The organism is Marinomonas foliarum (assembly GCF_003337275.1).
In the GTDB taxonomy this organism is placed as follows: domain Bacteria; phylum Pseudomonadota; class Gammaproteobacteria; order Pseudomonadales; family Marinomonadaceae; genus Marinomonas; species Marinomonas foliarum.
In genome coordinates this window covers 1-22,939 of sequence record NZ_QPJQ01000028.1, presented here as the reverse complement: position 1 = coordinate 22,939, position 22,939 = coordinate 1, and the positions used below count along the sequence as shown (strand labels likewise).

The 22,939-nt window shown below is 45.2% G+C and carries 19 protein-coding genes and 4 pseudogenes; 11 read left to right on the top strand and 12 right to left on the bottom strand.

Going from position 1 to position 22,939, the window contains the following annotated elements:
- The first annotated feature begins 14 nt into the window (after positions 1-14).
- From DFP77_RS13915 to DFP77_RS13905, 3 genes are read left to right on the top strand one after another with little or no spacing between them, the layout of a single operon-like run.
- On the top strand, positions 15-887 hold the full coding sequence (locus DFP77_RS13915) for an amidohydrolase family protein (RefSeq protein WP_084122669.1): 873 nt from the start codon (positions 15-17) through the stop codon (positions 885-887).
- Between the two features lie 34 nt (positions 888-921).
- On the top strand, positions 922-1,284 hold the full coding sequence (locus DFP77_RS13910; protein ID WP_072842366.1) for a protocatechuate 4,5-dioxygenase subunit alpha: 363 nt from the start codon (positions 922-924) through the stop codon (positions 1,282-1,284).
- Positions 1,284-2,135 carry a class III extradiol dioxygenase family protein gene (locus tag DFP77_RS13905; protein WP_072842365.1) on the top strand — a complete coding sequence of 284 codons (852 nt, stop codon included), beginning with the start codon at positions 1,284-1,286 and terminating at the stop codon, positions 2,133-2,135. The genes DFP77_RS13910 and DFP77_RS13905 overlap by 1 nt, the downstream gene beginning before the upstream one ends.
- 75 nt (positions 2,136-2,210) lie before the next feature.
- Here DFP77_RS13905 and DFP77_RS13900 read toward each other — a convergent pair whose 3' ends face one another.
- From DFP77_RS13900 to DFP77_RS13875, 6 genes and pseudogenes are all read right to left on the bottom strand, one after another.
- Positions 2,211-3,191, bottom strand: a complete 981-nt coding sequence (locus DFP77_RS13900) for an aldo/keto reductase (RefSeq protein WP_072842364.1) — start codon at positions 3,189-3,191, stop codon at positions 2,211-2,213.
- 77 nt (positions 3,192-3,268) lie between these two features.
- Positions 3,269-4,216: a Gfo/Idh/MocA family oxidoreductase gene (locus DFP77_RS13895; RefSeq protein WP_072842363.1), complete on the bottom strand. Its 948-nt coding sequence runs from the start codon at positions 4,214-4,216 to the stop codon at positions 3,269-3,271.
- A 141-nt stretch (positions 4,217-4,357) separates the two neighbouring features.
- Positions 4,358-5,572, bottom strand: a complete 1,215-nt coding sequence (locus tag DFP77_RS13890) for a LysR family transcriptional regulator (RefSeq protein WP_072842362.1) — start codon at positions 5,570-5,572, stop codon at positions 4,358-4,360.
- A 258-nt stretch (positions 5,573-5,830) separates the two neighbouring features.
- On the bottom strand, positions 5,831-6,517 hold the full coding sequence (locus tag DFP77_RS13885; protein WP_258861168.1) for an FAD-dependent phenol hydoxylase family protein: 687 nt from the start codon (positions 6,515-6,517) through the stop codon (positions 5,831-5,833).
- Positions 6,518-6,638: 121 nt separating this feature from the next.
- On the bottom strand, positions 6,639-7,052 hold the full coding sequence (gene rnk / locus DFP77_RS13880) for a nucleoside diphosphate kinase regulator (RefSeq protein WP_072842434.1): 414 nt from the start codon (positions 7,050-7,052) through the stop codon (positions 6,639-6,641).
- A gap of 322 nt (positions 7,053-7,374) precedes the next feature.
- A pseudogene (locus DFP77_RS13875) lies at positions 7,375-8,219 on the bottom strand (IS3 family transposase); the annotation flags it as partial.
- On the opposite strand from DFP77_RS13875, the pseudogene DFP77_RS13865 reads away from it, so the two are divergent.
- From DFP77_RS13865 to tnpC, 6 genes and pseudogenes are all read left to right on the top strand, one after another.
- A pseudogene (locus DFP77_RS13865) lies at positions 8,211-8,432 on the top strand (transposase); the annotation flags it as partial. The pseudogenes DFP77_RS13875 and DFP77_RS13865 sit on opposite strands and share 9 nt — an antisense overlap.
- A gap of 461 nt (positions 8,433-8,893) precedes the next feature.
- Positions 8,894-9,721 (top strand): carboxylating nicotinate-nucleotide diphosphorylase, encoded by an 828-nt coding sequence (gene nadC, locus DFP77_RS13860; RefSeq protein ID WP_072842437.1) that lies wholly within the window; start codon positions 8,894-8,896, stop codon positions 9,719-9,721.
- 87 nt (positions 9,722-9,808) lie between these two features.
- On the top strand, positions 9,809-10,291 hold the full coding sequence (locus DFP77_RS13855; protein WP_072842438.1) for a MarR family winged helix-turn-helix transcriptional regulator: 483 nt from the start codon (positions 9,809-9,811) through the stop codon (positions 10,289-10,291).
- A 548-nt stretch (positions 10,292-10,839) separates the two neighbouring features.
- Positions 10,840-11,247, top strand: coding sequence for a transposase (locus DFP77_RS13850; protein ID WP_072842439.1), 408 nt, complete (start codon positions 10,840-10,842; stop codon positions 11,245-11,247).
- A complete protein-coding gene (gene tnpB / locus DFP77_RS13845) occupies positions 11,244-11,591 on the top strand; it encodes an IS66 family insertion sequence element accessory protein TnpB (protein WP_072842440.1) in 348 nt (115 codons plus the stop codon). Before DFP77_RS13850 ends, tnpB begins: the two co-directional genes overlap by 4 nt.
- Positions 11,592-11,654: 63 nt before the next feature.
- Positions 11,655-13,208, top strand: a pseudogene (gene tnpC, locus DFP77_RS13840) (IS66 family transposase).
- A 246-nt stretch (positions 13,209-13,454) separates the two neighbouring features.
- Here tnpC and DFP77_RS13835 read toward each other — a convergent pair.
- The 5 genes and pseudogenes from DFP77_RS13835 to DFP77_RS13815 all read right to left on the bottom strand — a co-directional run bounded on the left by DFP77_RS13835 (position 13,455) and on the right by DFP77_RS13815 (position 19,784).
- Positions 13,455-16,466: a Tn3 family transposase gene (locus DFP77_RS13835; protein WP_114412833.1), complete on the bottom strand. Its 3,012-nt coding sequence runs from the start codon at positions 16,464-16,466 to the stop codon at positions 13,455-13,457.
- Between the two features lie 149 nt (positions 16,467-16,615).
- A pseudogene (locus tag DFP77_RS13830) lies at positions 16,616-16,846 on the bottom strand (IS5/IS1182 family transposase); the annotation flags it as partial.
- 94 nt (positions 16,847-16,940) lie between these two features.
- Positions 16,941-17,684: a class II aldolase/adducin family protein gene (locus tag DFP77_RS13825; RefSeq protein ID WP_072842442.1), complete on the bottom strand. Its 744-nt coding sequence runs from the start codon at positions 17,682-17,684 to the stop codon at positions 16,941-16,943.
- Positions 17,685-17,704: 20 nt separating this feature from the next.
- Positions 17,705-18,871, bottom strand: a complete 1,167-nt coding sequence (locus DFP77_RS13820) for a Gfo/Idh/MocA family protein (protein ID WP_211537708.1) — start codon at positions 18,869-18,871, stop codon at positions 17,705-17,707.
- Positions 18,855-19,784, bottom strand: coding sequence for a PDR/VanB family oxidoreductase (locus DFP77_RS13815; protein WP_072842443.1), 930 nt, complete (start codon positions 19,782-19,784; stop codon positions 18,855-18,857). Before DFP77_RS13815 ends, DFP77_RS13820 begins: the two co-directional genes overlap by 17 nt.
- A 419-nt stretch (positions 19,785-20,203) precedes the next feature.
- Here DFP77_RS13815 and DFP77_RS13810 point away from each other — a divergent pair, with 419 nt between their 5' ends.
- Positions 20,204-21,481 (top strand): Rieske 2Fe-2S domain-containing protein, encoded by a 1,278-nt coding sequence (locus DFP77_RS13810; protein ID WP_072842444.1) that lies wholly within the window; start codon positions 20,204-20,206, stop codon positions 21,479-21,481.
- Between the two features lie 95 nt (positions 21,482-21,576).
- Here DFP77_RS13810 and DFP77_RS13805 read toward each other — a convergent pair whose 3' ends face one another.
- Positions 21,577-21,735, bottom strand: coding sequence for an integrase core domain-containing protein (locus DFP77_RS13805; protein ID WP_211537707.1), 159 nt, complete (start codon positions 21,733-21,735; stop codon positions 21,577-21,579).
- A 179-nt stretch (positions 21,736-21,914) separates the two neighbouring features.
- Between DFP77_RS13805 and istA the strand changes: the two genes are divergently transcribed.
- Positions 21,915-22,939, top strand: a 1,025-nt coding sequence (istA, locus tag DFP77_RS13800; protein ID WP_114412845.1) for an IS21 family transposase, incomplete at its 3' end; no start/stop codon positions are given.

The following is a 22,939-nucleotide window of genomic DNA, read 5'->3' as shown; positions in this document are numbered from 1 at the left end:
ATAGGTATTTGAAGATGATGGACAAAAACTACATTCCTTTTCACCCAACGCCAAGCAAGCCGACGTTTAAAGCACCTGCCGGTGCGGTAGATGCACACTGCCATGTCTTTGGCCCAGCGGATAAATTCCCCTACCACCCAAAACGCAAGTACACCCCTTGTGATGCGTCAAAAGAGCAGCTGTTCGCTTTGCGTGATCACTTGGGGTTCTCACGTAATGTTATTGTACAAGCATCTTGTCACAGTACTGACAACTCTGCGCTCATTGATGCGTTAGAAAGTGCAGGGGATTTGGCCCGCGGTGTGGCTTTTGTGGACGACACCATCACCCACGAAGACATCAAAAAAATGCACGCCGCAGGTGTTCGTGGCGTACGTTTTAACTTTGTAAAACGTCTAGTTGATAGCACCCCTAAAGAAGTATTTTTCTCCATTGCAGATAAGATTCGCCCCTTTGGTTGGCACATTGTGGTGTATTTTGAAGCCGCAGAATTAGAAGAATTAATACCTTTCTTAAAGGCACTTAACACCACCATAGTAGTCGATCACATGGGTACACCTAATGTGAAAAATGGTGTTGACCACCCAGATTTCAAACGCTTTGTAGACTTTATGGCCGACAACGACAACGTCTGGTGTAAGGTGAGCTGCCCTGAGCGTTTAACCAAACACGCACCTGATTACTCCGACGTGTATCCGTTCGCTCGTACTTTAGTCGAGCAGTTTCCGAATCGCGTTTTATGGGGCACAGATTGGCCGCACCCAAACATGAAAGTTGAGGCACCAAATGATGGCCATCTTGTGGACGTGATTCCTCATATTGCCCCAACATCAGAGTTACAACAAGCTTTGCTGGTGGACAATCCGATGCGTTTGTATTGGGCTTAGTATCATCCCAACAAAATATATAAGAGGTTACCATATGGCTAGTAATTACACAGACCGCCAATTTCAGGGCACCTATCTTTTTGATGGGCAAATGGCCAAGAAAGGCTACGGCCTAAATAAAATGTGCTACACGTTTAACGAACAAGTTGCCCGTGACGAATTTAATACCGACCCTAATGCTTATTGTGACAAGTTTAAACTTAGTGCCGCACAAAAAGACGCCATTCATAACAAAGACATAATTGCCTTGTTACGAGAAGGTGGCAGTATTTATTACTTAGCAAAATTCGCTGGTTTATTAAAGCTGAACATGCAGGACATCGGTGGGTTGCAAACAGGCATGAGTACTGATGAGTTTAAAGCAATGCTTGAGAAAAACGGACGAGGAGAAATCTAATGGCGAACATAATAGGAGCTGTCACTACGTCTCATATCCCAGCAATCGCTAACGCTATGGCAAATGGGTTAGAGCAAACCCCTTATTGGAAACCTTTTTTCGATGCGTATCCGCCTGTGCGTGACTGGCTAAATGAGAAGAAACCCGACGTCATTATTTTGTTTTACAACGACCATGGCTTAGAGTTCTTCATCGACAAAAAACCTACTTTTGCTATAGGTGTAGCGGATGAATACCACAATGCCGACGAAGGGTGGGGCATTCCGACTATACCGCCGGTAACAGGCGAATCGGATTTATCTTGGCATATCGCCAATAGCATCGTTGACGAAGGTTTTGACATGACAATCTGCCAAGAAATGAAGGTGGATCACGGCTTAACTGTTCCGCTAAATTTGATGTGGCCAGGTCACCAATATGGCCATGTAAAAGTCATTCCCGTGTGCATCAACTGCGAGCAGTACCCAATGGCTCAGCCTTGGCGAACTTATGCTTTGGGGCAAGCCATTGGCCGTGCTGTACAGTCCTATGAGAAAGACATTAATGTGGTGGTGTTTGGTACCGGAGGCATGTCTCATCAGCTCGACGGAGAACGTGCAGGCTTTATCAACCGCGCCTTCGACATTGACTGCCTAGACAAATTAGTCAACGACCCAGAAGCACTCACCAAATACACCAACATAGATCTTGTAGAGCAAGGTGGCGCTCAAGCCGTTGAACTCAATATGCACATCGCCATGCGCGGTACCTTATTAGGTAAAGTGACAGAATTACACCGTAACTACCACGCCCCTATTTCCAATACAGGTTCAGGGTTAATGCTGCTGGAACACGAAATGCCAGAGAGTTAACTCTTAGCAAAACAGTGCTACAAAGGGATTTTACAAGGCGAGCTCATTTTGGTGGGCTCGCCTTTTTTGGTGAATTTAAAACTCTTCGGTGTCGATTTCTGCTTGTTGAGCTGCGGTGTAACGGGTGCCGTGTACGTTATTTTGATTAATCATTTCGTCCAGCAAGCCAATTTGTTTCGCGTCCAATGTGAGTTGAGTTGCGGCAAGGTTATCTTGCATGTGTTGCACTGAGCGTGTGCCAGGGATGGAGACGATGTTGTCGTCTTTGGCACGCAACCACGCTAAGGCAAGCTGTGCTGGAGTGCAGCCAATGTCTTTGGCTAGAGCAAGATAATCATTTAATAATGCTAAGTTATTTGGGTAATGCTCAGCATGAAAACGAGGCATGTTATTACGGATGTCTTTGGCGTCTAATTCGGTAATGTCTTTTAATACACCGGTTAAAAAGCCACGCGCCAAGGGGCTAAAGGCCACAAAGGTGGTACCCAGTTTCTGGCAAGTTTCTAATACAGCGATTTCTGGATTGCGAGTCCACAAAGAATATTCCGATTGAATGGCTTTGATAGGCGTTTCAACATGCGCACGAATCAGCGTATCAGCTGACACTTCAGATAACCCCACATTACCGATTTTGCCTTCTTTGACCAAATCACCGAGTGTACCAGCGCTTTCTTCGATAGGCACATTAGGGTCTAAACGGTGCAAATAATACAAATCAATGTGGTCAGTTTGTAGCCGTTTTAGGCTATCTTCGCATTGCTTACGCAGATTATCTGGGCGACCATTGATTTCTTTTTTGCCATTGACCATGGCCATACCGCATTTGCTGGCTAGGAAAAACTCATTGCGATGATCCTTTAGAGCCTTGCCTACAAGTAATTCGTTATTGCCTCCACCATATAAAGTCGCTGTATCAAAATGGCGATAGCCCATCTCAAAAGCCGCTTGAAGTGCTTCAATAGCTTGGTTTTCTTCCAGTGGCATACCGTATGCGTGAGATACGTTCATGCAACCAAGGCCAATATGTGGATGAGTAAACAGTGATTGTGCTGACATTAAAAAATCCTTCATAAAAAACAGGGAGCCTAGGCTCCCTGTTTGAGTAGTGTTTCATCACGGCAGAGCAGAGTGACTTAGGCTTCTAAGCATTCTTCTAGGCGATGCAAGGTTTCCATTGCTTCAATCGCCTGAGAGACACAAGCGTTTGGTGTACGACCTTCTTTGATTGCATTGATAAATTCACGGTCTTGCAATTCAATACCGTTGTTCGATACAGCAACGCCGGACAAGTCAATCTTATTGTCGTTGCCATCGTACAAATCATCGTAACGAGCCAAGTAAGTTCCATTGTCGCAAATATAGCGGAAAAAAGTACCAAAAGGACCATCGTTGTTAAAAGACAGCGACAAGGTGCAAATTGCACCATTAGGTACCTTCATACCAATGCTCATGTCCATTGCAATGCCTAGCTCTGGATGGATAGGGCCTTGCATAGCTTGAACTTTACTGGCGGTTTCACCAGTTTGATATTGAAACAAATCTACTGTGTGGCATGCATGATGCCACAGAAGGTGGTCTGTCCAGGAACGAGCTTTACCAAGAGCATTTTTGTTGGAACGTCGGAAGAAATAAGTCTGCACGTCCATTTGTTGTACAGTCAATTCACCCGCTTCAATTTTATTACGAATCCATTGGTGCGATGGGTTAAAGCGGCGAGTGTGACCAGCCATGGCGACTAGATTTGTTTTCTTGTGCGCAGCGACCACATTGCGAGCATCTTCAATGGTATCAGCCATGGGAATTTCAGACATTACGTGCTTGCCGGCTTCAAGACATTGAATCGTTTGTGCCGCGTGCATTTGTGTAGGTGTTGCTAAAATCACTGCGTCAACATCGTCACGGGCGAGGCTTTCAGCCAAATCCGTTGTGTAGTGAGGAACACCACGCTCCTGGGCAAATGTCTTGATGGCATCAATTTTTGTGCCAACCACAGATACCACCTTTGCGCCGTCTATTGCTGCAATGGCGTCCATGTGTTTCATTCCAAAAGCACCAGAGGCGCCAGCGATACAAATTCTCATTAATCTACTCCTAACTATGCGAGTGCGAATGGGGTCATACCCAAATATATATTAACTACAAATCTAGCATTTGATATCTGAAGGGGATAATCCATAAACCGCATAAGCTATTCAGTTTTCGCAACAAGACTAAGCTCATTGTTAACGAAAGTGTTCAGATATTTTTCGTAGTACGCTAAGAAAATGAGATTGTGTCACCGTGGGAAGCCAGCTTTTTCGGACGCAAAGCCCAATTGGACGACGAGTATGTTCAAGCGGAAAATCTAATACCGTGAGCAATTCAATATTAATTTCTCGCTCAACCTGATGAGCTGAGATAAGTGTAAGTCGATCACTTTCGAGGAGTAATTCACGAATCAATACCTGTGAACTTGATTCCACTAGTCGCGTTGGCAAAGCAACATTGACGTCTTGGAACAATGCCTCAAAGGCCTGTCTAGTGGGGGTACTTTTTGTAGGTACCACCCAAGCATACTGAGCTAGATCTTGAACACAGATTTGTGCTTTCTTTGTAAGCGGATGGTTTTTTCGCCCAACTATAGACAATGGTGGTGACCATAATTCCTCTTGCACCACATCATCAGCTGGTGTTGGGTGGCGTAATGCACCTAAGATAATGTCTATGTCTCCCTGACGCAGGTGATGCAATAAATCGATATAAGCGCCCTCTGTAACGTTTATATTAACGTCTGGATGGCGTTCGTTAAATTGTAAAATGGATTTGGGCAAAATAGTCATGCGTGCCAATGGCATACTGCCAATAGTGATGGTGCTGACGTCTTTAAATTGCAGCGCGTTAATTTCGTATATACCTTGGCGTAGTTCACTAAAAGCTAGTTTCGTGGCTTTCGATAAGGTTTTAGCGGCTTTGGTAGTACTAATTCCCAAGCTGTTTTTTTCGAAAAGTATCACTCCCAATAACCTTTCAAGATCCCGTGCTGCACGATGAACAGAAGACTGAGACACGCCCAATTGGCGGCTTGCGATACTGAAATTTTGCGATTCACTGACCGCAATAAGAGCTCGTAATTGCGTGGTACTAATAAGGGCAATAAGATTTTTCGGAGAGCGCTCTTTAATTGTCGTGTCTTTCACAATCTCTTGAGTAGCTTGTTGGATGTGATCAACCGCTCTGGCGACACGTTTTTGCCAGACTTCACCTGAGTCGGTTAGGTACATACCATCTGAATGCCGTTCAAATAAAGCTGCGCCCAATACACTTTCTAATTTTGCGATAGCTTGTGTAATGGCGGGTTGGGATAAAAAAATACGCTCAGAAGCACGGGTGATGCTTTTAAATTCAGCAACAGCAAGAAAAACGCGTAAGTGTCGTAAATTGGGAATGTTGATTTCCATGTGGCTTCCTATTTTTTTACAACTATATCAAAAATGAATATCAAAAGAAGTAGAAATACAGGCATATTTCCTTTTTCTGTATTCGAATAGGTTGAGTTCATGGGATCGACTTGCAGTCGTCGTAATTGGGCCTTTTTACTCAAAGTCTCGGAAGGAAACGAGTTTGTCGTATGTAGTATTAATACTAAATAAACACTCTGACAACTGTATCAGCTACCACTCCTCTCGTTTGGCAACGAGAGGAGTGGGCGTTAATGTTTAAGAAACTGGATTCAGGACAGCTTCAAAAAATTTTGTTAATTCGTCATGATCGTTTAGCGGCAAAACATCAGCAACATATTGATCTGGTCTCACAATAATAATGCAGCCGTTCTCCTTATCAATTCCACGTTTGTCATAGAAAGAAGTGCCTTCACAAATAGCGCTGTAGACTTTCTCATAATCCGTTAAACCATAGCGATCTTTCGAGGGTTGTAAAAGCGGATGGATATCGTCTACTTCAACCTCTCGATGAGATGCTTGGAAAACCGCTTGTACGGTGATCATTTCATCTATATCCGCACCATTTGGTGTGAAACGCTGAATAGGGGATAACGGATTATTTTGTAGAAATTCACATAGTGCTTTAACTTGGCAGTTATTATCCATAAAGCTTTGCTCTCCAGCAAAGGCGAGGATATGCCAACGACCATCAGCTTTTATACTATGTCCAAGATGCATAGGTTTTGCGTCAGCATGGCGAGTCACTTTAGCAGAATGAAAACGCATACCAATGGTTTGTCCTGTTGCTAAGTCTTGATGTTTTCCTGAGGATACTAAGTCTGATTGCGAGTAGTGGATAGCAGTACCCGCAGTGAATCGGCCAAATTGAACAAAGTATTTTTGAAAAGCGGCTGGATCAACGCCATCAGGATTTCTCTGATTAATCAATAGAGCTTGATTCACTATGATATTGAAGCATCTGACCAGCGGGAATGATAACGATGTGTAAGAAAAAAGTTTCACATGTATAATTTTTTACATACTTACAATAACGGGTATCGCCAAAACTTTTTTACAACGTCAACTACAGTTGATATTCACCAGCCCTTTCAGGTTGGAACGTCACTTGTATGATTTTAATCTTTAAATTTCCACCACCGGGTTTCGGCCATTCAATCTCATCACCAATAGAAAGACCAAGCAATGCGCTACCCACAGGCGCTAAAATTGAAATAGTTGTTCCATTCGATTCCATGTTTTTTGGATACACCAACGTCAATTCAAACTCTTTATTTGTAGCTTCAACAATAAACTTAACCGTTGAGTTCATGGTGATAATATTGTCTGGAACATCTTTAGGAGCAACAATCGTTGCGCGTGTAAGCTCTTCTTCTAGTTCACTCACACCAGCGATATCCGCTTTAGGAAGCGAATCAATTAGGTCTTCTACTCTCTTCAAATCCAACGAAGAGATCGTTATATCAGGTCTTGTTGTCATTATTTCCTCATTAACTATTTACAAATTTTGCTTGGTACTTGAGGTAGTTGCTGTACACATACCACTACCGTCGCTGATAGTACGTCTAGCAATCTGTAATAGATAGCCAAATGAACCACTATTATTAACCTAAGATGCTTCGTGTAAGCTGATATTAAAATCAGGTAATGATAATAGTTATTATAAAACAGTATTTAACTGCTTACGTCGTTGCCTTAATGACAAGAGAAAAGTACTTCCTATCGCTGTCAACATTACCTCTTCTCATTTTAATGACGCCGCCCTAGCTAGTTACATTTTCTCGTTATCTGACGAGTTATAAGTGACTGCCTTGATCGGAATGAAACATTACTCCCTTAGGTTTTCCTCTTAATTCATAAGCCATAATAAGCGCCTTACTAATGAGCTCACAATCCGGACTCAAAGACATCGCCCAGCCAACAGGCTTTCTAGCGTATAAATCCATCACAACTGCTAAATAAGACCAACGGCTTCCTGTCCAAACATAGGTGATATCGCCACACCAAACCTTGTTAGGAGAGCCCACTTTGAACTGTCGAGCTAGAAGATTCGGCACAACTAAACTTTCTTGCTTTGCCCGTTTATAGCGGTGTTTAGGTTGTTGACAGCTAAGCAAAGCAAGTTCGCGCATTAAGTTACTTGCGACATACCGACTTAAGCTTGTACCGCCCTGAGTGACCATCGCTGCGATCGTTCTCGCTCCCGCAGAGCCCTCACTCACTTCAAAAGCGGCTCGAACTTTTTCTTTGAGTATAATACGAGCAGGTGTTTGACCGACCGCTTTATCACGCCAATACCTGTAGCTACTTCTGTGAATACTGAATAGCTGACATAGATGATCAACGGGAAAGCTCTCTTGCAGTCGCTGAATTAACGCAAGCCTTTCAGCTCGTCTGACATCAAGAGAGCTGAAGCCTTTTTTAGAATGTCTTTTTCCATTTCAAGGCGTTTAACTTGCTTTTCTAATTCACGAATTCGACGCTGCTCATCTGTCATTGGTGTTGCTTTAGGGGCTTCGCCACGGATCTCTGAGCGGAGTTGTCTCACCCATTTATCCATGGTGGATTTGCCCACCCCCATCGCTTCAGCCGCTTCTGCGACGCTATAATTTTGTTCTATAACAAGCTGCGCCTTTTCAAGAAACATCCAAGAATAAACAAGCAACCTATCCGAACGGAATACATCAAAGCCAGTATCAGAGCAAAAGTAGAACACCCACTTCGGTTCATAAAGCGTCAGTTTGGTTTTAGGAAAGTGATCTATCGAGGGCTGGCGAAAAACGACAACAAACTGGCGATGCTGTTTGCCTTAGCTAATGTGTTTAGAGTTGACCAGATGATACGGGCAGCAAGGGGTTAATCCGTTCAAAATCCACTAAACAAGGCTAGATAAGCTTGTTTAGTGGTGAAAAGCATCAAAACAGAAGGAACCCAGTGTTTTTTTATTTGAAAAAAGAGAGGTTGAGTGTTTCGCAACTTCTTAATCGTAGTTTCCCTAACTCAACTTCTACTTTTAGCACCTGCTAAAAAAGGGAGGATTACTTTATTAGAAGGCTAATTATTATTGAAAATTTAGAGATATATCGCTATCATGTAAAGGGTTTGGTTTATAATAATCACCGAATCAGACTTCGTTAGAGGTCCTACCCAATTCGAAAGAATGCTTTTCTGGCAGATGGGTTAATCCGTTTTATTATTAGCTAGATTGATTTTTGAATGATTTTTAGAAGGGGCTTTTCATCGATAAGTGATGATGGGCTTCGGAAGGTGGATCACTCGTAGTTTCCCTTTGGGTTTTATGACATTGCATTGAGGTTTTTGATGACTTTACCAAGTGATTTGGCAGATACCGTTAAGCTTGCACTTTTGGAAGATGTTGGCAGCGGGGACGTATCTGCGGATTTGATTTCTACGAACGCGCCGGCAAAAGCACGAATAATCAGTCGAGAAGATGCTGTACTGTGTGGGTGCGCCTGGTTCGAGGAAGTGTTTCGTCAGGTAGATGACACTATTGTAGTCAGTTGGTTCTTTTCTGATGGTAATAAAGTTAAGGCTGAAGACCTTCTCTGTGAGGTTGAAGGACCGGCAAAATCTCTTGTAACAGCTGAGCGAACTGCATTGAACTTTCTTCAGTTATTGTCAGCAACGGCTACGCAAACCAATACATACGTCGAAAAAATTCAACACACGAACTGCAAACTACTCGATACTCGAAAAACTATTCCTGGTCTCCGTACAGCTCAGAAATATGCTGTGGTTTGCGGAGGAGGAAAGAATCATCGAATCGGCCTCTTTGACCAAGTGCTGATCAAAGAGAACCATATTATGGCTGCTGGCTCGATTTCTGCCGCAGTAGAAAATGCTCGTAGGCTTCATCCTGCTATCAAAATCGAGGTAGAAGCTGAAACTCTAGCTGAGGTTCAACAAGGGCTTGATGCTAAAGCTGATATCATCATGTTAGACAACTTTGATCGAGCGAATTTGATTCAAGCCGTGCATCTAGCCGCCGGAAAGGTTCCCTTGGAAGCGTCTGGTGGTGTTAATCTCGAAACAATTACTGCAATCGCGGAGACTGGCGTTGATTATATTTCGGTTGGCGACGTCACTAAGAATGTCAAAGCGATCGATTTATCAATGAGATTTGTTTAGTCGCGAACGAGGAGTCTGGAGAAGATGGTAAGTATACTCAACAGGCTCCTAGCTTAAGATAAATATCATTTTGGTTGTTTAGCACCTATGGATTACAGCTCTCCTAATAGTTATGAAAGATTAGTCGATGAGCGACTTGCACATATCGTTCGTCAGTTGGCTCGTGATTTCCAGAATTGTCTCGAAGAAAGGATACAACCTTACGGAGTGAATCACGGCTTCTGGGCGTATCTTCGAGAGCTCTGGGAAGAGGATGGCGTTTCACAGAGAGATCTTAGTGAACGCGTGGGGTTATCCGGTCCCACCACTAATTCCGTGGTAAAACGAATGGTGGTTGCTGACCTAGTTGAGTTGCGCCCGATAGTCGAAGGCAAGCCTAGGATGCTAGTCCATCTTACCGATAGAGGGAGATCTCTAAGGGGTGTATTGGAACCACTTGCAGAAGAAGTGAACACTATTGCTGTTCGGGACATGTCTAGTGACGAGACCGATATTCTGCGAACATTCTTGCTGAAAATGCTTAGTAATTTGCGTGCAGCCGAATTGCCTTCTACAGAACCTTCGGATTAGATTTGGTCGCTGTTTTTCAAAAAGAGGGAAAAGGTAGAGCTCGACCTGATCTTACAGTTTCGAAGTTAATTCAATTTAATACAGGCCGGAGTCTTCAAACGGCATTAAATCTGAATAAGGCTTCCAGATTAGTGAATTACTGTGAAGTGAACTTTTCAGACAGACAATTCATGTTGTCACACATTAAACGTAAATTGTATTAGCTGCTACTCAATCTGACATTCTAGATCCTTGAGCGTGATCTGATCGTACCATTGCTCTCACAGGTCAGTGTCTGAGAACGGCAGATACTGTTGAAAAACTCGTCAGGCAGGGAGCAATCTCTTTGCCTAGCATCGCAAAGCCACTTGAATGACGGATTTGATTATCGATTCAGTTCAGATTAGCTCCTGATTTTATATTCTCACTCCGTAAATCCTGCCAATATGGACTTTTAGGTACATAGCTGGGCCATCCTTTTCAGGTTTTGCGTAACCGTACGGCCACTACATCTTTTATTTAATTATCCTTAAGGCATCCTATCCACTTTATCAGCCAGGATATGACCGATGTCAGATATTATTCATCACACTAGTCGCCGGATCTTCTCGCCTCAATATAAATTAGAGGTCGTAAATGAGGCATTAGCCAATCAGTTATCAACTGCCCAAATTGCACAAAAGCACCACATCAATAACAACCAAGTTTTTCGCTGGTGTCGCGAATATAAACTTGGTAACGCAAGATGGGTAAAAGTAGCAAGCAACCACCCTGTGATGGCGACACAAGATACCCCTGGAGAGACCAAGTTTTTACCCATCACGACTCAGTCCAGCTCCAATACTGTCATGCGCAATACTAAACAACAGACGCCAAACTCAAGTATGGTGGTCGTTGAGCTAGCCAGTGGGCACGTGCTCAAGCTCACACATCCCACGGCTGAGACGATCAAACAGATCTTATCGGTTATCGTATGATCACTTTATCCCATGATGTACGGATCTGGTTATGTGCCGGCCACACCGATATGCGTAAAGGCTTTGATGGTTTATCTGCGATTGCGCAGCATATATTACAAAAAGATCCCTTTAATGGGCATGTTTTTGTGTTTCGCGGCAAACGTGGTGATCGGGTTAAATTACTATGGTGGGATGGTCAAGGATTATGTCTGTATTATAAACGTTTGGAGCACGGACGTTTTGTGTGGCCGAGCGCAACATCCGGTGCTGTTCACTTATCACAAGCCCAATTATCCATGCTACTAGAGGGTATTGATTGGCGCCCACCGGCAAGGCGATATCGACCGGGAAATAGTACGTAAAAAACCGTGAATTTATTGCTTTATCCCGTCTTTTTATTGGGCTTGAGTGGTATAATTAAGCTCATGAAAACAGGCCGTCAAGCACTTCCAACCGATACTCATGCATTGCAACAAATGGTGTTGCAGATGCAATCTGAGCTGTCTGAAAATAATAAGAAACTATCCGCTCAAGACTCCGTTATCGATAACCTACGCCATCAATTAGCGGTATTAAAGCGTGCGCGTTTTGGTCGATCATCAGAGCAGGTTGAGCAAAATATCCATCAGTTGGAATGACAGCTTGAAGAGCTAGAAATCGCCCAAGCACAGATGACCCCTGGTAGCAGTGCTGCAGGCACGGTCAAGAAGACATCTCGTCGTCGCATCACATTACCTGAACACTTAGCACGAGAAGAGTACCGCTTAGATACGCATGAGCTCTGCCCAGACTGCCAAGGTGCGTTGTGCCATATCGGTGATGATGTCTCAGAAATCTTGGATGTGGTGCCTGCATCGTATCGTGTGATTAAAACCGTGCGTCCTAAATACAGCTGTAAGGCCTGTGACGCCGTGGTTCAAGCGCCTGCACCGCAGCGAGTGATTAATAAAGGCCTGCCAAGTGCTCGGTTGTTGACACAAGTGATGGTCGATAAGTACATGGACCATCAGCCGTTGTACCGCCAATCACAACAGATGGCACGAGAAGGGATTGCTGTTGAGCGCTCAACGTTAGCTGATTGGGTGGGGCAAGTGAGTCGCTTACTCGCTCCGCTAGCGGAAGCAATAGGGCGTCATGTCACACAGGCTTCTCACTTACATGCCGATGACACTACAGCACCGACACTATCACCAGGTAAAGGACGTACACAAACAGGACGATATTGGACGTATGTTAGAGATGGTCGAGCATGGAATGAAGCGGCGGCGCCTGCGGTCTGGTTACAATACAGTGAAGACAGAAAAAGTATCCATCCCACCATGCATTTACGCCACTTTACTGGGGCACTGCAAGCGGATGCGTATGCTGGTTATAATGATGTGTATCGTAACAAGGTGACTTTTGTCGCTTGTTTAGCGCATGTCAGGCGAAAGTTTTATGATATTACCCAATCGGGCCCAGCGCCTACTGCACAGCAGGCTATCGAATATATCCAACAGCTGTATGCGATTGAAAAAACGATCCGCAATCAACCACCGGATAAGCGCTTAGCAATACGACAACAACAATCTGTGCCGATACTGACTGAGTTTTATGATTACTTAGCCACAAGTTTGCGCACCTTATCAAAAGGCTCGGCGATGTCTAAAGCCGTGGCGTATGCGATAAATCAACAAGATGGGATTATGGCATATACCCAAGATGGTCGTGCGGCTATTGATAACAACTCGGCGGAGCGGTCTATCCGTCCCATTGCACTGGGTAGAAAAAATTACTTGTTCGCAGGCTCTAAAGCCGGCGGTGAACGAGCTGCAGTACTGTATACCATTCTCGGTACAGCGAAATTAAATGATATTAATCCGAATCAATATCTCACAGCAGTATTAAAACGCATAGGACAACACTCAATCAATAAAGTCGATGAACTCTTACCATGGAACATTGACCTAAGCACACCCACCCAAAACGAAGCTATCTAAATCAGAAGACTAAGTGTCCACTAAAAAACAAGTGGACACTTAAGTGAAGATACTGGGTGTAGTGGCCGGACGGTTACTGTTTTGCATCGTAGCCACCATTAATAACTCATCATTCGCGCTTTTCAGACCCCACAATCGAAGTCGATTGAAGTTGAGATGGATTTTCATATGGGGTACCGGGGACATCCCCGCAAACAGTCGCATAACTCCCTGAATCTCACGGATACCAAGCCCTACAGAGGCGCCCTACTTTTCAACTTCTTGGTTTCCGTCCGTCAGAGGGCTTAAAACTTCTTCCATGTTGATCATATTCTGCTCAAAGCTGAAGCTGTAAGTGCCATTGAGATTCACATTCAACCAGGCCACTGGCGATACTTGTTTAACCAGCTCAAGCTTTTCCTTATCGCCAGTGGCGGTAAAGTGTCCCAGCAGCTTACTCAAAATCAGCGAGTTAAAATAGATAATGGCATTGGTGAGCAGCCTAGCGCATTCATTCCAAATATCGATTTCCTGGTCGGATGAGCCACGGAACCGATTGCCGTTAACCGAGGCAACTGCTCTACGCAGCTGGTGGTAGGCTTCCCCTCGGTTGAGGGCACGTTGAACATAGCTGCGTAGACTCGCATCGTCTATGTACTCCAAGATATACATGGCTTTAATCATTCGATCATACTCCGTCAGTGCCTGTAACAACGGGTGATTTTTGCTATAAGTCGATAATTTTCGGGTCAAAGATGCCTGTGTTGTGGTTTTCTGCTGGAGTGAGATAACGATACGCTGGATAGTTTCCCATTCCTGCACGATCAAGCCTGCTCGGATTGGTTTTTTTAGCGACAACATCGGCTTTTCATTATCGTGATAATTGATGCTAAACAGGTCTTCAATTACCCGGCTGAACTGCGCATAGCGTGGCGCAAAGGTATAACCAAAGAGATCCAGCAGCGCGAAGTTTACATGGTTCACACCGTGCGTATCTGTCGACAAGATATCCGGCTTAATATCTGATGTATTGTTGAACAGCAGGTCGAAAACATAATGGGATTCATGCTCGTTGGCACCGATAACTCGGGCATTGATCGGCACATGATTGGCCACCAGAGTCATAGCAGATACCCCTTTGTTAGTGCCGAAGTATTTTGAGGAGAATCGAGTTTTGAAAGTATGAAGCCTGGATTCAAACTTCTGCCCATCGACACTGGCATGCAGGGCTCCTTCTTGAATATTGTAGTATTTAAAAATTTCCAACTTGGCTATCGCGTTACTAATCGTGTCGTTAGCCTGATTCAGGGTTTCCATGCGCAGATAATTGGCTTGGGTGGAACGCAGCTCTTCATAGGAACGATCTGAGATATGCGCCATACGGTAAAGGCCGTAATTGGTGCCGTTGGCGATGATAGCAGCGATTAGGTTATTAGGGTTCACCACTTGTTTTGACTGTACTTGCCTGACATGTTCAAAGTCGGCCAAGAACTGGGTTTCCTCATCTACGAACCGCAGGAGATCGGCCACGTTTACCTGTTTTAATTGTTCGAAGAAAGGATTATTGAGCATACGTTTAACGCCTGTTGATGGAAGCCGCCACTGAGTTTTTCCGGTTCGAGAACGCAACACCACGTTTTGGTTGTCGCCGTTCTGGATTCTCTCGCCGACATGAGCAAGCTTATCCATCAGCTCCTTCTCCAAGGCTTGCATCAACTTATTTGGTGGAGTAGTGATACGGCTCAGCAGTGATTCCTGCATGAGCTTCTTTCTCTGTTTCCAGGCCTTGTCATTTACCAGATCATCGCTTAAACACCGGTGTTTAAGCGATTTTGGAATGTACAGATGCCCATCTAACTTTCCCGGAATAAGCAAATAAAGCAGTACTTCGTAGCGATAAGGGTTGAGGGCCCCACCCTGGAGAACAAAGTGTTGATGACGGGGTTTGATCAAGCGCCGATCGGCGTCTTTGACGGTGCCGTACTCCTGAAGGTCTAATTGACTTTGTTTGATCTGCAAGCCCAGTGCGCGAGTTCTCTCTGACGCTTGAAATTGTAGGGACAGGAAGATTGGACGCAGAGTCTTTTCAATCAGCTCCCGTTGTTGATCATAGTATTCCCAGGTGTAGTGCCCCAAAGACCGCTTCTGATCTGAGAGATAAAGACACAGCGATTCAATATCCTGCGGACGGATCAGGCCTGCCGCTTTCTGTCGTATTTCGCCAAAAGGCACTGACTCATCGATGGAGTCATCAATAAAGAAGCGCAACAGATCAGAGGCTTTGCTGACATTGCCAGCGGCCTCATGCCACTCACGGTAGGCGGCATCTTTGGCATAGGCCTTACCGTTTTCTTTCAGCTTCCGGCAGTGATACACAAACGCATCTGCCATGTGCTCAACCACCTGTCGATGTCGAACGTGGAGATAGCAGGTGAGGTACAGGTATCGGACAACCCGTTCGAAGCGACGGAGCTTGGTTACAGTGTAATACTCGACCAGTGACGCAAAGTGTTTCAGATTGCTCAATGATAGCCCCAACCGCTGGACAACCTCATCAATATCGGAAATAAACGGCTCAATGCGTTGATGTATCTTCAACTCCTTTTCCAGCTCGGATGTAGAGAAGTTCTTGGCCGATTTGCGGATTTCACTCAGAGTGGTTGATGCTTCGGTACTGAGCAGGCTATCCAGGCTTGATACCAAAGACACCGACATCGAATTTTTAAGCACTTCACTCAACCTCTGCCTTTCATTATTTATTGTTGAGCTGATGAGTTCTTGGAGAAGATAATACTTGGGGATGGCTATTCGATTCTGTGCCAAATAATCACTGCAACTATCGAATAGATATCGAGCATCAATACTCGCCAAAGCTGTCTTGCCCGCGTGCGCTATCAAACTTGAACGGCAATCATTGTTATAGAGCCTGTAATCAAGAAGACCAAGGATGCGCTGATAGAGACGAGAGCGTTGAGACTTTGTTAGGTTTTTTCTTTTTGGCTTTGTCCCTGGAAAGTACTCGCTGGCGATAAATGCCAGATCATCCTGCACATCAGAATAACCCAGGCTAAGCATGACGGGTTTTACTTTGAAGTACCCCAGAAGCAAGACAAAATAGCAGCGCTGCTGCCGGTCACGGATCGAATGAAAGGCTTCGATTTCCGGGTCATTGAGTGCAAAGTAGAGCCTCTTCTCCTCAACGGTGAGCTTTGGCGGACCAAACAGGTCTTGGATTTCTGGCTGATGTAGAATCGTCAGGCGCTTGCGAGAGGGCTTCATTTGCGGACCAAAAAGCCGGATCATACCTGAAACTGGCTATAAACCAGTCAATTAACTAAGGATTTAAAAGTAAGGCTCCTCTGGATGCCTTGGTATCCGTGGGATTTATGGAGTTATGCGACCGTTTGTGGGGATGTCCCCAGTACCCCCATATGGGCGAAAAGCACCTCGACTTTCTTTCTCTGATTACGGCTGACATTCTCGTACTCTTCGGTGGGGGTTATCGCTCTTGCCACATCACGTGCTGCTTCATGGACACTTTGAGTTGTCTTCCTAAAAATTGTGTCTGGGCAGCAGCGTTCCTTCAGGGAGCAGGTTCTACAATCAACCTGACTGGAGCGGTAAATAATTGTGTCAGCCTTGGTTACCGTAGACTTCCTGTATGACTCCGACGCTGCCGGGCTTTGTTCTGCATTAGATAACCGAGCGGGCTAGTCGTCAGTTATCTAAGTTTCGCTTTTTTCTGAATGAACTTTATTTGTAAAAACTAATCCACTCTTTTTGCGCATGTCTCGCTCGGGCTCTCCATAGTGCCCATGGACGTTCTACTTGACCTTCGTTGGCCGCTTGTGACGCGATGGTTTCACCAGGAGTGAGATACTCAATCGGGCCAAGCTTCATCGATTCGGATTGAAGTTTTGCATTAACTTCTACGTAGACGGCCCGGTAAACCGCTAGCTTTATAGATGGCGCCACGACAGTGGATCCGTGACCGCGCATGAGTACCAGAGTGTTGCTGGATAATTCAGTTGATAGAGACTCGCCTAGGTATTTATCGGTAATTAGTAGAGATGTTTTATCACCGGCATGGTCACGTATTTCAAAAATTGGCACGTGAGTCCCAATAAATCCACTCATGTGGCAAATGGGTCTTAGTGGTGTTTCCTTAGCAACGCTGAACGGTACGACGGAAGGGGAGTGGCTATGTACGATAGACATAACATCGGGGCGAGATTTGTAGATCTCACTATGAATGAATCGTTCTAAATAAACCTTCCTCGTGTCGCCATCTGATACTTCACCGTTCATATCGAATTCGATGATGTCGTCAGTTGTGACCAATCCGGGCGCCATGTTTCTGGCTAGGTAAAATCGGTCAGTGTTTGTCGGGCTTCTAACGCTTATGTGTCCAAACGCATCTAAGACGCCTTCGTTGAATAGAATCAAATTGGCGTCAACTAGATTTTCTAGCGTTTCACTTAGGTTGATGTCGCTCATTGCTATTGATCTTCGTCTTGTTAATTGTGTTGGTGCGAAAGGGAAGTCGTATCCTTGGAAGCTTCGCTTGCGAGAAGCGCATGACAGATTTCCAGTGATGCACGTCCCCAGTATCCGTCCTGTAAAGGGAGTACTCGATTACGCACAGCCTCAAAGAGCGTGTCGAAGACTTCTGCTCTACTGGTTCTGAAAGGGGCTTCGTGAAAGGCGCATCCTTTGATATTGTGGACCTCTACCCCTGTTGGCGTTAGGCGCAGATCACCGAGATCACCAAAGACGAAAACTTGTCCGAAATGTTCGTGCGTATCGGCTTTCGGACAGCTCTCAAGCGATACGAATCCACGTGAAGTTTTGAAGTCTGCTTCATTGGCTACGGTTGTGAGCTTTTGTCTAGCGGTTTCACCGGTATCTGGAGATTTAGGTGTGCCCAGTTCCGAGATGTCACCCATAAGACGGTCTCCATCAAAGTGTGCATATCCAGAGTAGGTGAGGCTTGCAAACAGCTCATCTTCAAAGTCGATCAGCATGGAGTAGGCGCCTTCGGTCGGTCGTTCTGAATCCCAAGCACCGCCTGTTCTAGCGGTTACTCGTTGAGCGGGCTTTCCTGCTAGTCGTCTAACTAGGTCGACTTGATGTACAGCCTGGCTGAAGACTACACCGCCACCGAGGTCGGTTGAAAGTTCGGCAGAAGTTCTTGGGCGGTAAAGAAAATCGGTTGCATAAAATGCATGAATCATTCGGACTCGTCCGATCTCACCGCTTTTGATTAGCTTTTCAGCCAGAGCAACCGGACCGTCGAAACTGTGACTGGGGCCGACAATTAGCGTTACTCCAGCCTGCTCAGCAGCCTTTATCATCTCAGTAGCGTCAGCTAGGGGAATGGTCATTGGCTTTTCCACCAGTACATGCTTTCCTGCCTCGATGGCGGTCAAAGCATGTTCTTTGTGAAGTCCATGAGGGGTTGAGATGTAGACGGCCTCGATATCTGCTTCGTCGAGCATCGTCTGGATATCCGCGTACGTATCACCATGAAAAGCCTTGGTAAACGCCTCCCGATGAGCACGATTGGGCTCGGCCGCTGCGACTAGATCAATGCCCGAATGAGAACTAATTGCGGGGGCTGATAGAGCAAATGCTCTGCCAAGCCCGACGACTCCGAGCCGGATAGGATTATAGGTCGAGGACAAGGTGATCTCCTTTTGCGCGCGAAACACAGACCATGATCTGAGAGTCCTTTTCATCGTTCATTAGTACGAGGTCCCGATGATCAACTTCACCTTCGGTATAGCGACATTTACAGGTCCCGCACGTGCCATTTTCACATGAGCTAGTAAAAACAAAATCGTTGTCACGCATTGCCTCAAGTATTGTCTTATCTGCAGGGACTTCGAACTCCTTACCAGAGTTGGTTAGCGTGACTGTAAAACCTCTGTCGTTCTCTCTAATGACCTCAACGGGCATAAATTTTTCCAGATGGACACGACCATCCGGCCAGTGTCCTGTAACCGCTAATACTTCTTCCATGATCGCCTCGGGCCCGCAGCAGTATATATGTTCGACAGTCGGGGTCATTAATAGATCCCAGAAATCTAGCCGCCCGCCCGGGTTGCCTTGAGAGAAATGCAGCGTGAGATCGCTGCCGCACAACTCTTTTAGTTCGTCTAGATAAGCAGTCTGTTCCTCTTCTCGAGAACAGTAGACGACTCTGAATTTTCTTCCTTCCTCTTTTAGCGCTTGAGCCATTGAATAGATAGGAGTGATACCAATTCCTCCAGCAATCAGCAACGCTGCGTGGCTGTATCCGAGAGGAAACTCGTTCTCAGGTTTCTCGACATCGAGAATAGTTCCGATGGTTGCATCTTTGTGCATAGACTCAGATCCACCACGAGACTTAGGCTCTAGCTTTATGGCTACTGTATAAGAGCTGAGGTTGTCTCCCGGATGAACGAGGGAGAAGCGCCTATGAGCTCCAGACGGTGTAGTTATAGTTATGTGAGCACCAGGTTCTGCTCTGTGAAGGTCTTGCCCATCTGTCGATGTGAGGGTGAACTCCTCGATGTCGCTTGTCAGAGCTCTCCGAGCAGTAACTATCATTTTCATGTTCTTATTGTCTCCGTTTTGTAGTTGTTAGAGTCTGGTTCTGTCTAGACCAAGTACTTTTAAACCAACAACATATAAAGTTATCTATATATAAAGTTGTCTATAAAGCATTTTGAAAGAATACTATAGTTGCTCGAAATCAAATATATTAGCATGCTAATTTTTTTTATCAAGATAAAAAGTAGCCATCTAATAATTCGGCTGAAAAATATTAGCTAGCTATTTTTTTCTTGTAAATAATAAATTAGATATCTAAGATATGTGGACGGATTTGATAGATCCGCCTTTGCAGGCTGAGTAAATAAGTTCGGGTTAACTTCTACGTTGGTCCACCTGAGATTGGTAGGCCTTGTTCAAAGTTGATCACGGGAAAAGTTGGCCTCATTTTTGAATAAAAATTATAATTAGGAGAGCAGAAGATGCTAACGCCTGAAGAGAATAAGTTGCTAACACATGTTATGCCTGGGGATCCAATGGGAGATTTGATGCGACAGCATTGGACGCCTGTGTGTTTGCTAGAAGAAGTCAAAGATAACGATGGGACACCTGTATTAGTTGAAGTACTGGGTTCTCGTATGGTTGCTTTCCGTGACACAGAAGGTCGCGTTGGACTTCTGGATGAACTATGCCCACATCGGTTGGCTTCATTGGTATTCGGTCGTAACGAGGGCTGTGGTATTCGTTGTCTTTACCACGGTTGGAAGTTTGACGTGGAAGGTAACGCGGTAGCTATGGCGTCTGAGCCTCCTGAGACTGAAAAGAGCATGTGCTCTAAAGTAAAACACAAGTCTTACAAAACTGTCGAATGGGGCGGTTTCCTCTGGGCTTGGCTTGGTGAAGAAGGCAAAGAGCCTGAATTCCAGCTGCCTGCATTCGCACCTAATAAAGAAGTTCAAGTTTCAATTCTGAAAATTCGAATTCCTGCGAACTGGGCTCAGATCCTTGAAGGTCAAATTGACTCTGCTCACTCTTCATCTCTGCACTCGTCTGATATGGTGCCAGCTAAAGTCGATAGTGCTGCTGCTGATGACAAGAGCTGGTATCGCCCGACTACGGATAAGTCACCTCGTATGCAGGCAGCTAGAACCGATTACGGTTTCCAGTATTGCGCAATTCGCCGTCCTATCAGCAACGCAAGTACGCATGATTACATTCGACTAACTCAGTATGTTGCGCCGTACTATGCAATGATTCCACCAAACACATCATATAATGTGTCTGCTGTTATCGTGCCGATTGACAACAAAAACTCGAATTTCCACTTCATTGCTTGGGGTAACCCAGAAACTACTCCCGATACTAAGGCTTGGCGTGAGTTTGCTCATGCTGTTCCTGGTGTTGATGTTGATCCAATTACTTGGGCAACAGTCGGTAACATGGAAAACCGGTTCCGTCAGGATCGGCTCAAGATGAAAGAGGGTGATTTCACGGGTATTTCGGGTATTCCAAATCAGGATATCGCAATGTGGGTATCTATGGGGCCAATCGTGAACCGCACCGATGATATTCTTGGCGCTTCGGATCTAGCAATTGTTGAGTTTCGCCGCGTCATGGTTGAAGCTGCGCAGAAAGTTGCTAACGGTGAACCTGCAATTGGAACCAATCCGTCGATTCCACAAGCGAAAATCGCTTCATTCCAGGGCGTTGTTCCAAAAGAGTCCGATTGGCGTGAGCTCTGGAAAGAGAACGTTGTCTAAAGATACCCAGCGTCTGTTACCTTCTTAGCGTGTTATCAGATAGATTGGTAGAGCTTGGAGGTATGTCTCGTCCTAAAATACGTTGACGATTTTTGTTAAGCCAGTATGGATTCCATGCTGGCTTTTTCATGCACTTCTTCTGGTGTTTCCATATTAAGACTTAAGTGAGGTCGATATCTATTATAAATATCAATAGATTCACTAATCTGCCTCTCTAATTCTTTAAAAGTTCTACAGCGTTCAATCAAATGCATATTTCGGAGCATTCCGACCAGTCATTTCGGTATTATCCGGCCACTTTTAGCCTCACTCCGAAATCAGTGATCGGATTAGCGAAATGTGCGGTCGGAATGACCGAAATCCTTCTTTTTTCTCTTTTAAATCAATAGCTCGCTATTCTTTACTTCTAAAACTAGAAGGTAAGGAAGCGACCATGACCAAAAAGAGAACCCCAATGAATAAAATTAAAGAGGTTTTACGGCTGAAGTACGACTGCGGCCTATCGAATCGTAGTATCGCTTCTTGCCTCAATCTCGGCTCTTCCACGATATCGGAACTCTTAACTCGCTTTAAACAAAGTCAATTAGGATGGCCACTGCCTGAGCACTGTTACGACACCGATTTGACGCACGCTCTCTACCATTCAAAGAAAACCAGTCGTAAGAAAGTCATGCCTGACTTCACTCAATACGCGGTCGAACTTCGACGTAAGGGCATGACGAAGATGTTGCTCTGGCAGGAATATCACGAGCAATATCAAGAGCAGGCTTATGCCTACACTCAGTTCTGCGAACACTTCACTCGTTGGTTTAAAACTCAAAAGCGCAGCATGCGTCAACTTCATACTGCAGGTGACAAGTTGTTTATTGACTACTGTGGGCCTAGGCTCCAGGTGGTTAATCCTGACACAGGCGAAGTAAGAGAAGCGGAAGTGTTCGTGGCGACCTTAGGTGCGTCCAATTACACCTATGTTGAAGCCTTCCCAAGCCAGGGTAAGTGCGACTGGCTAGAAGCCCATGTTAATGCGTTCGAACACTTCGGTGGCGTACCGCAACTCTTGGTTCCTGATAATCTACGCAGTGCGGTAACGAGAGCCAATCGCTATGAGCCAAGGCTGAACGACAGCTATCAAAAGTTGGCCAATCATTATCAAACCGCTGTGATGCCAGCTCGACCTTACAAACCGAAAGACAAAGCCAAAGCAGAGAACGCGGTGCTTCTTGTTGAGCGCTGGATCATGATGCGGTTGAGACATCAAACCTTCCATACTCTCAACGCGTTGAACCTTGCGATTCGTGAACTGATGAACGGGCTCAATCAGTGTGAAATGAAACAGTACGGTGCTAGTCGCCAAGCGTTGTTCGACAAACTCGATAAACCTGCATTAAAGCCCCTTCTTAGGCAGCGTTACCTGTACACCGAAACCAAACGAGCCAAAGTTGGCCCCGACTACCACAT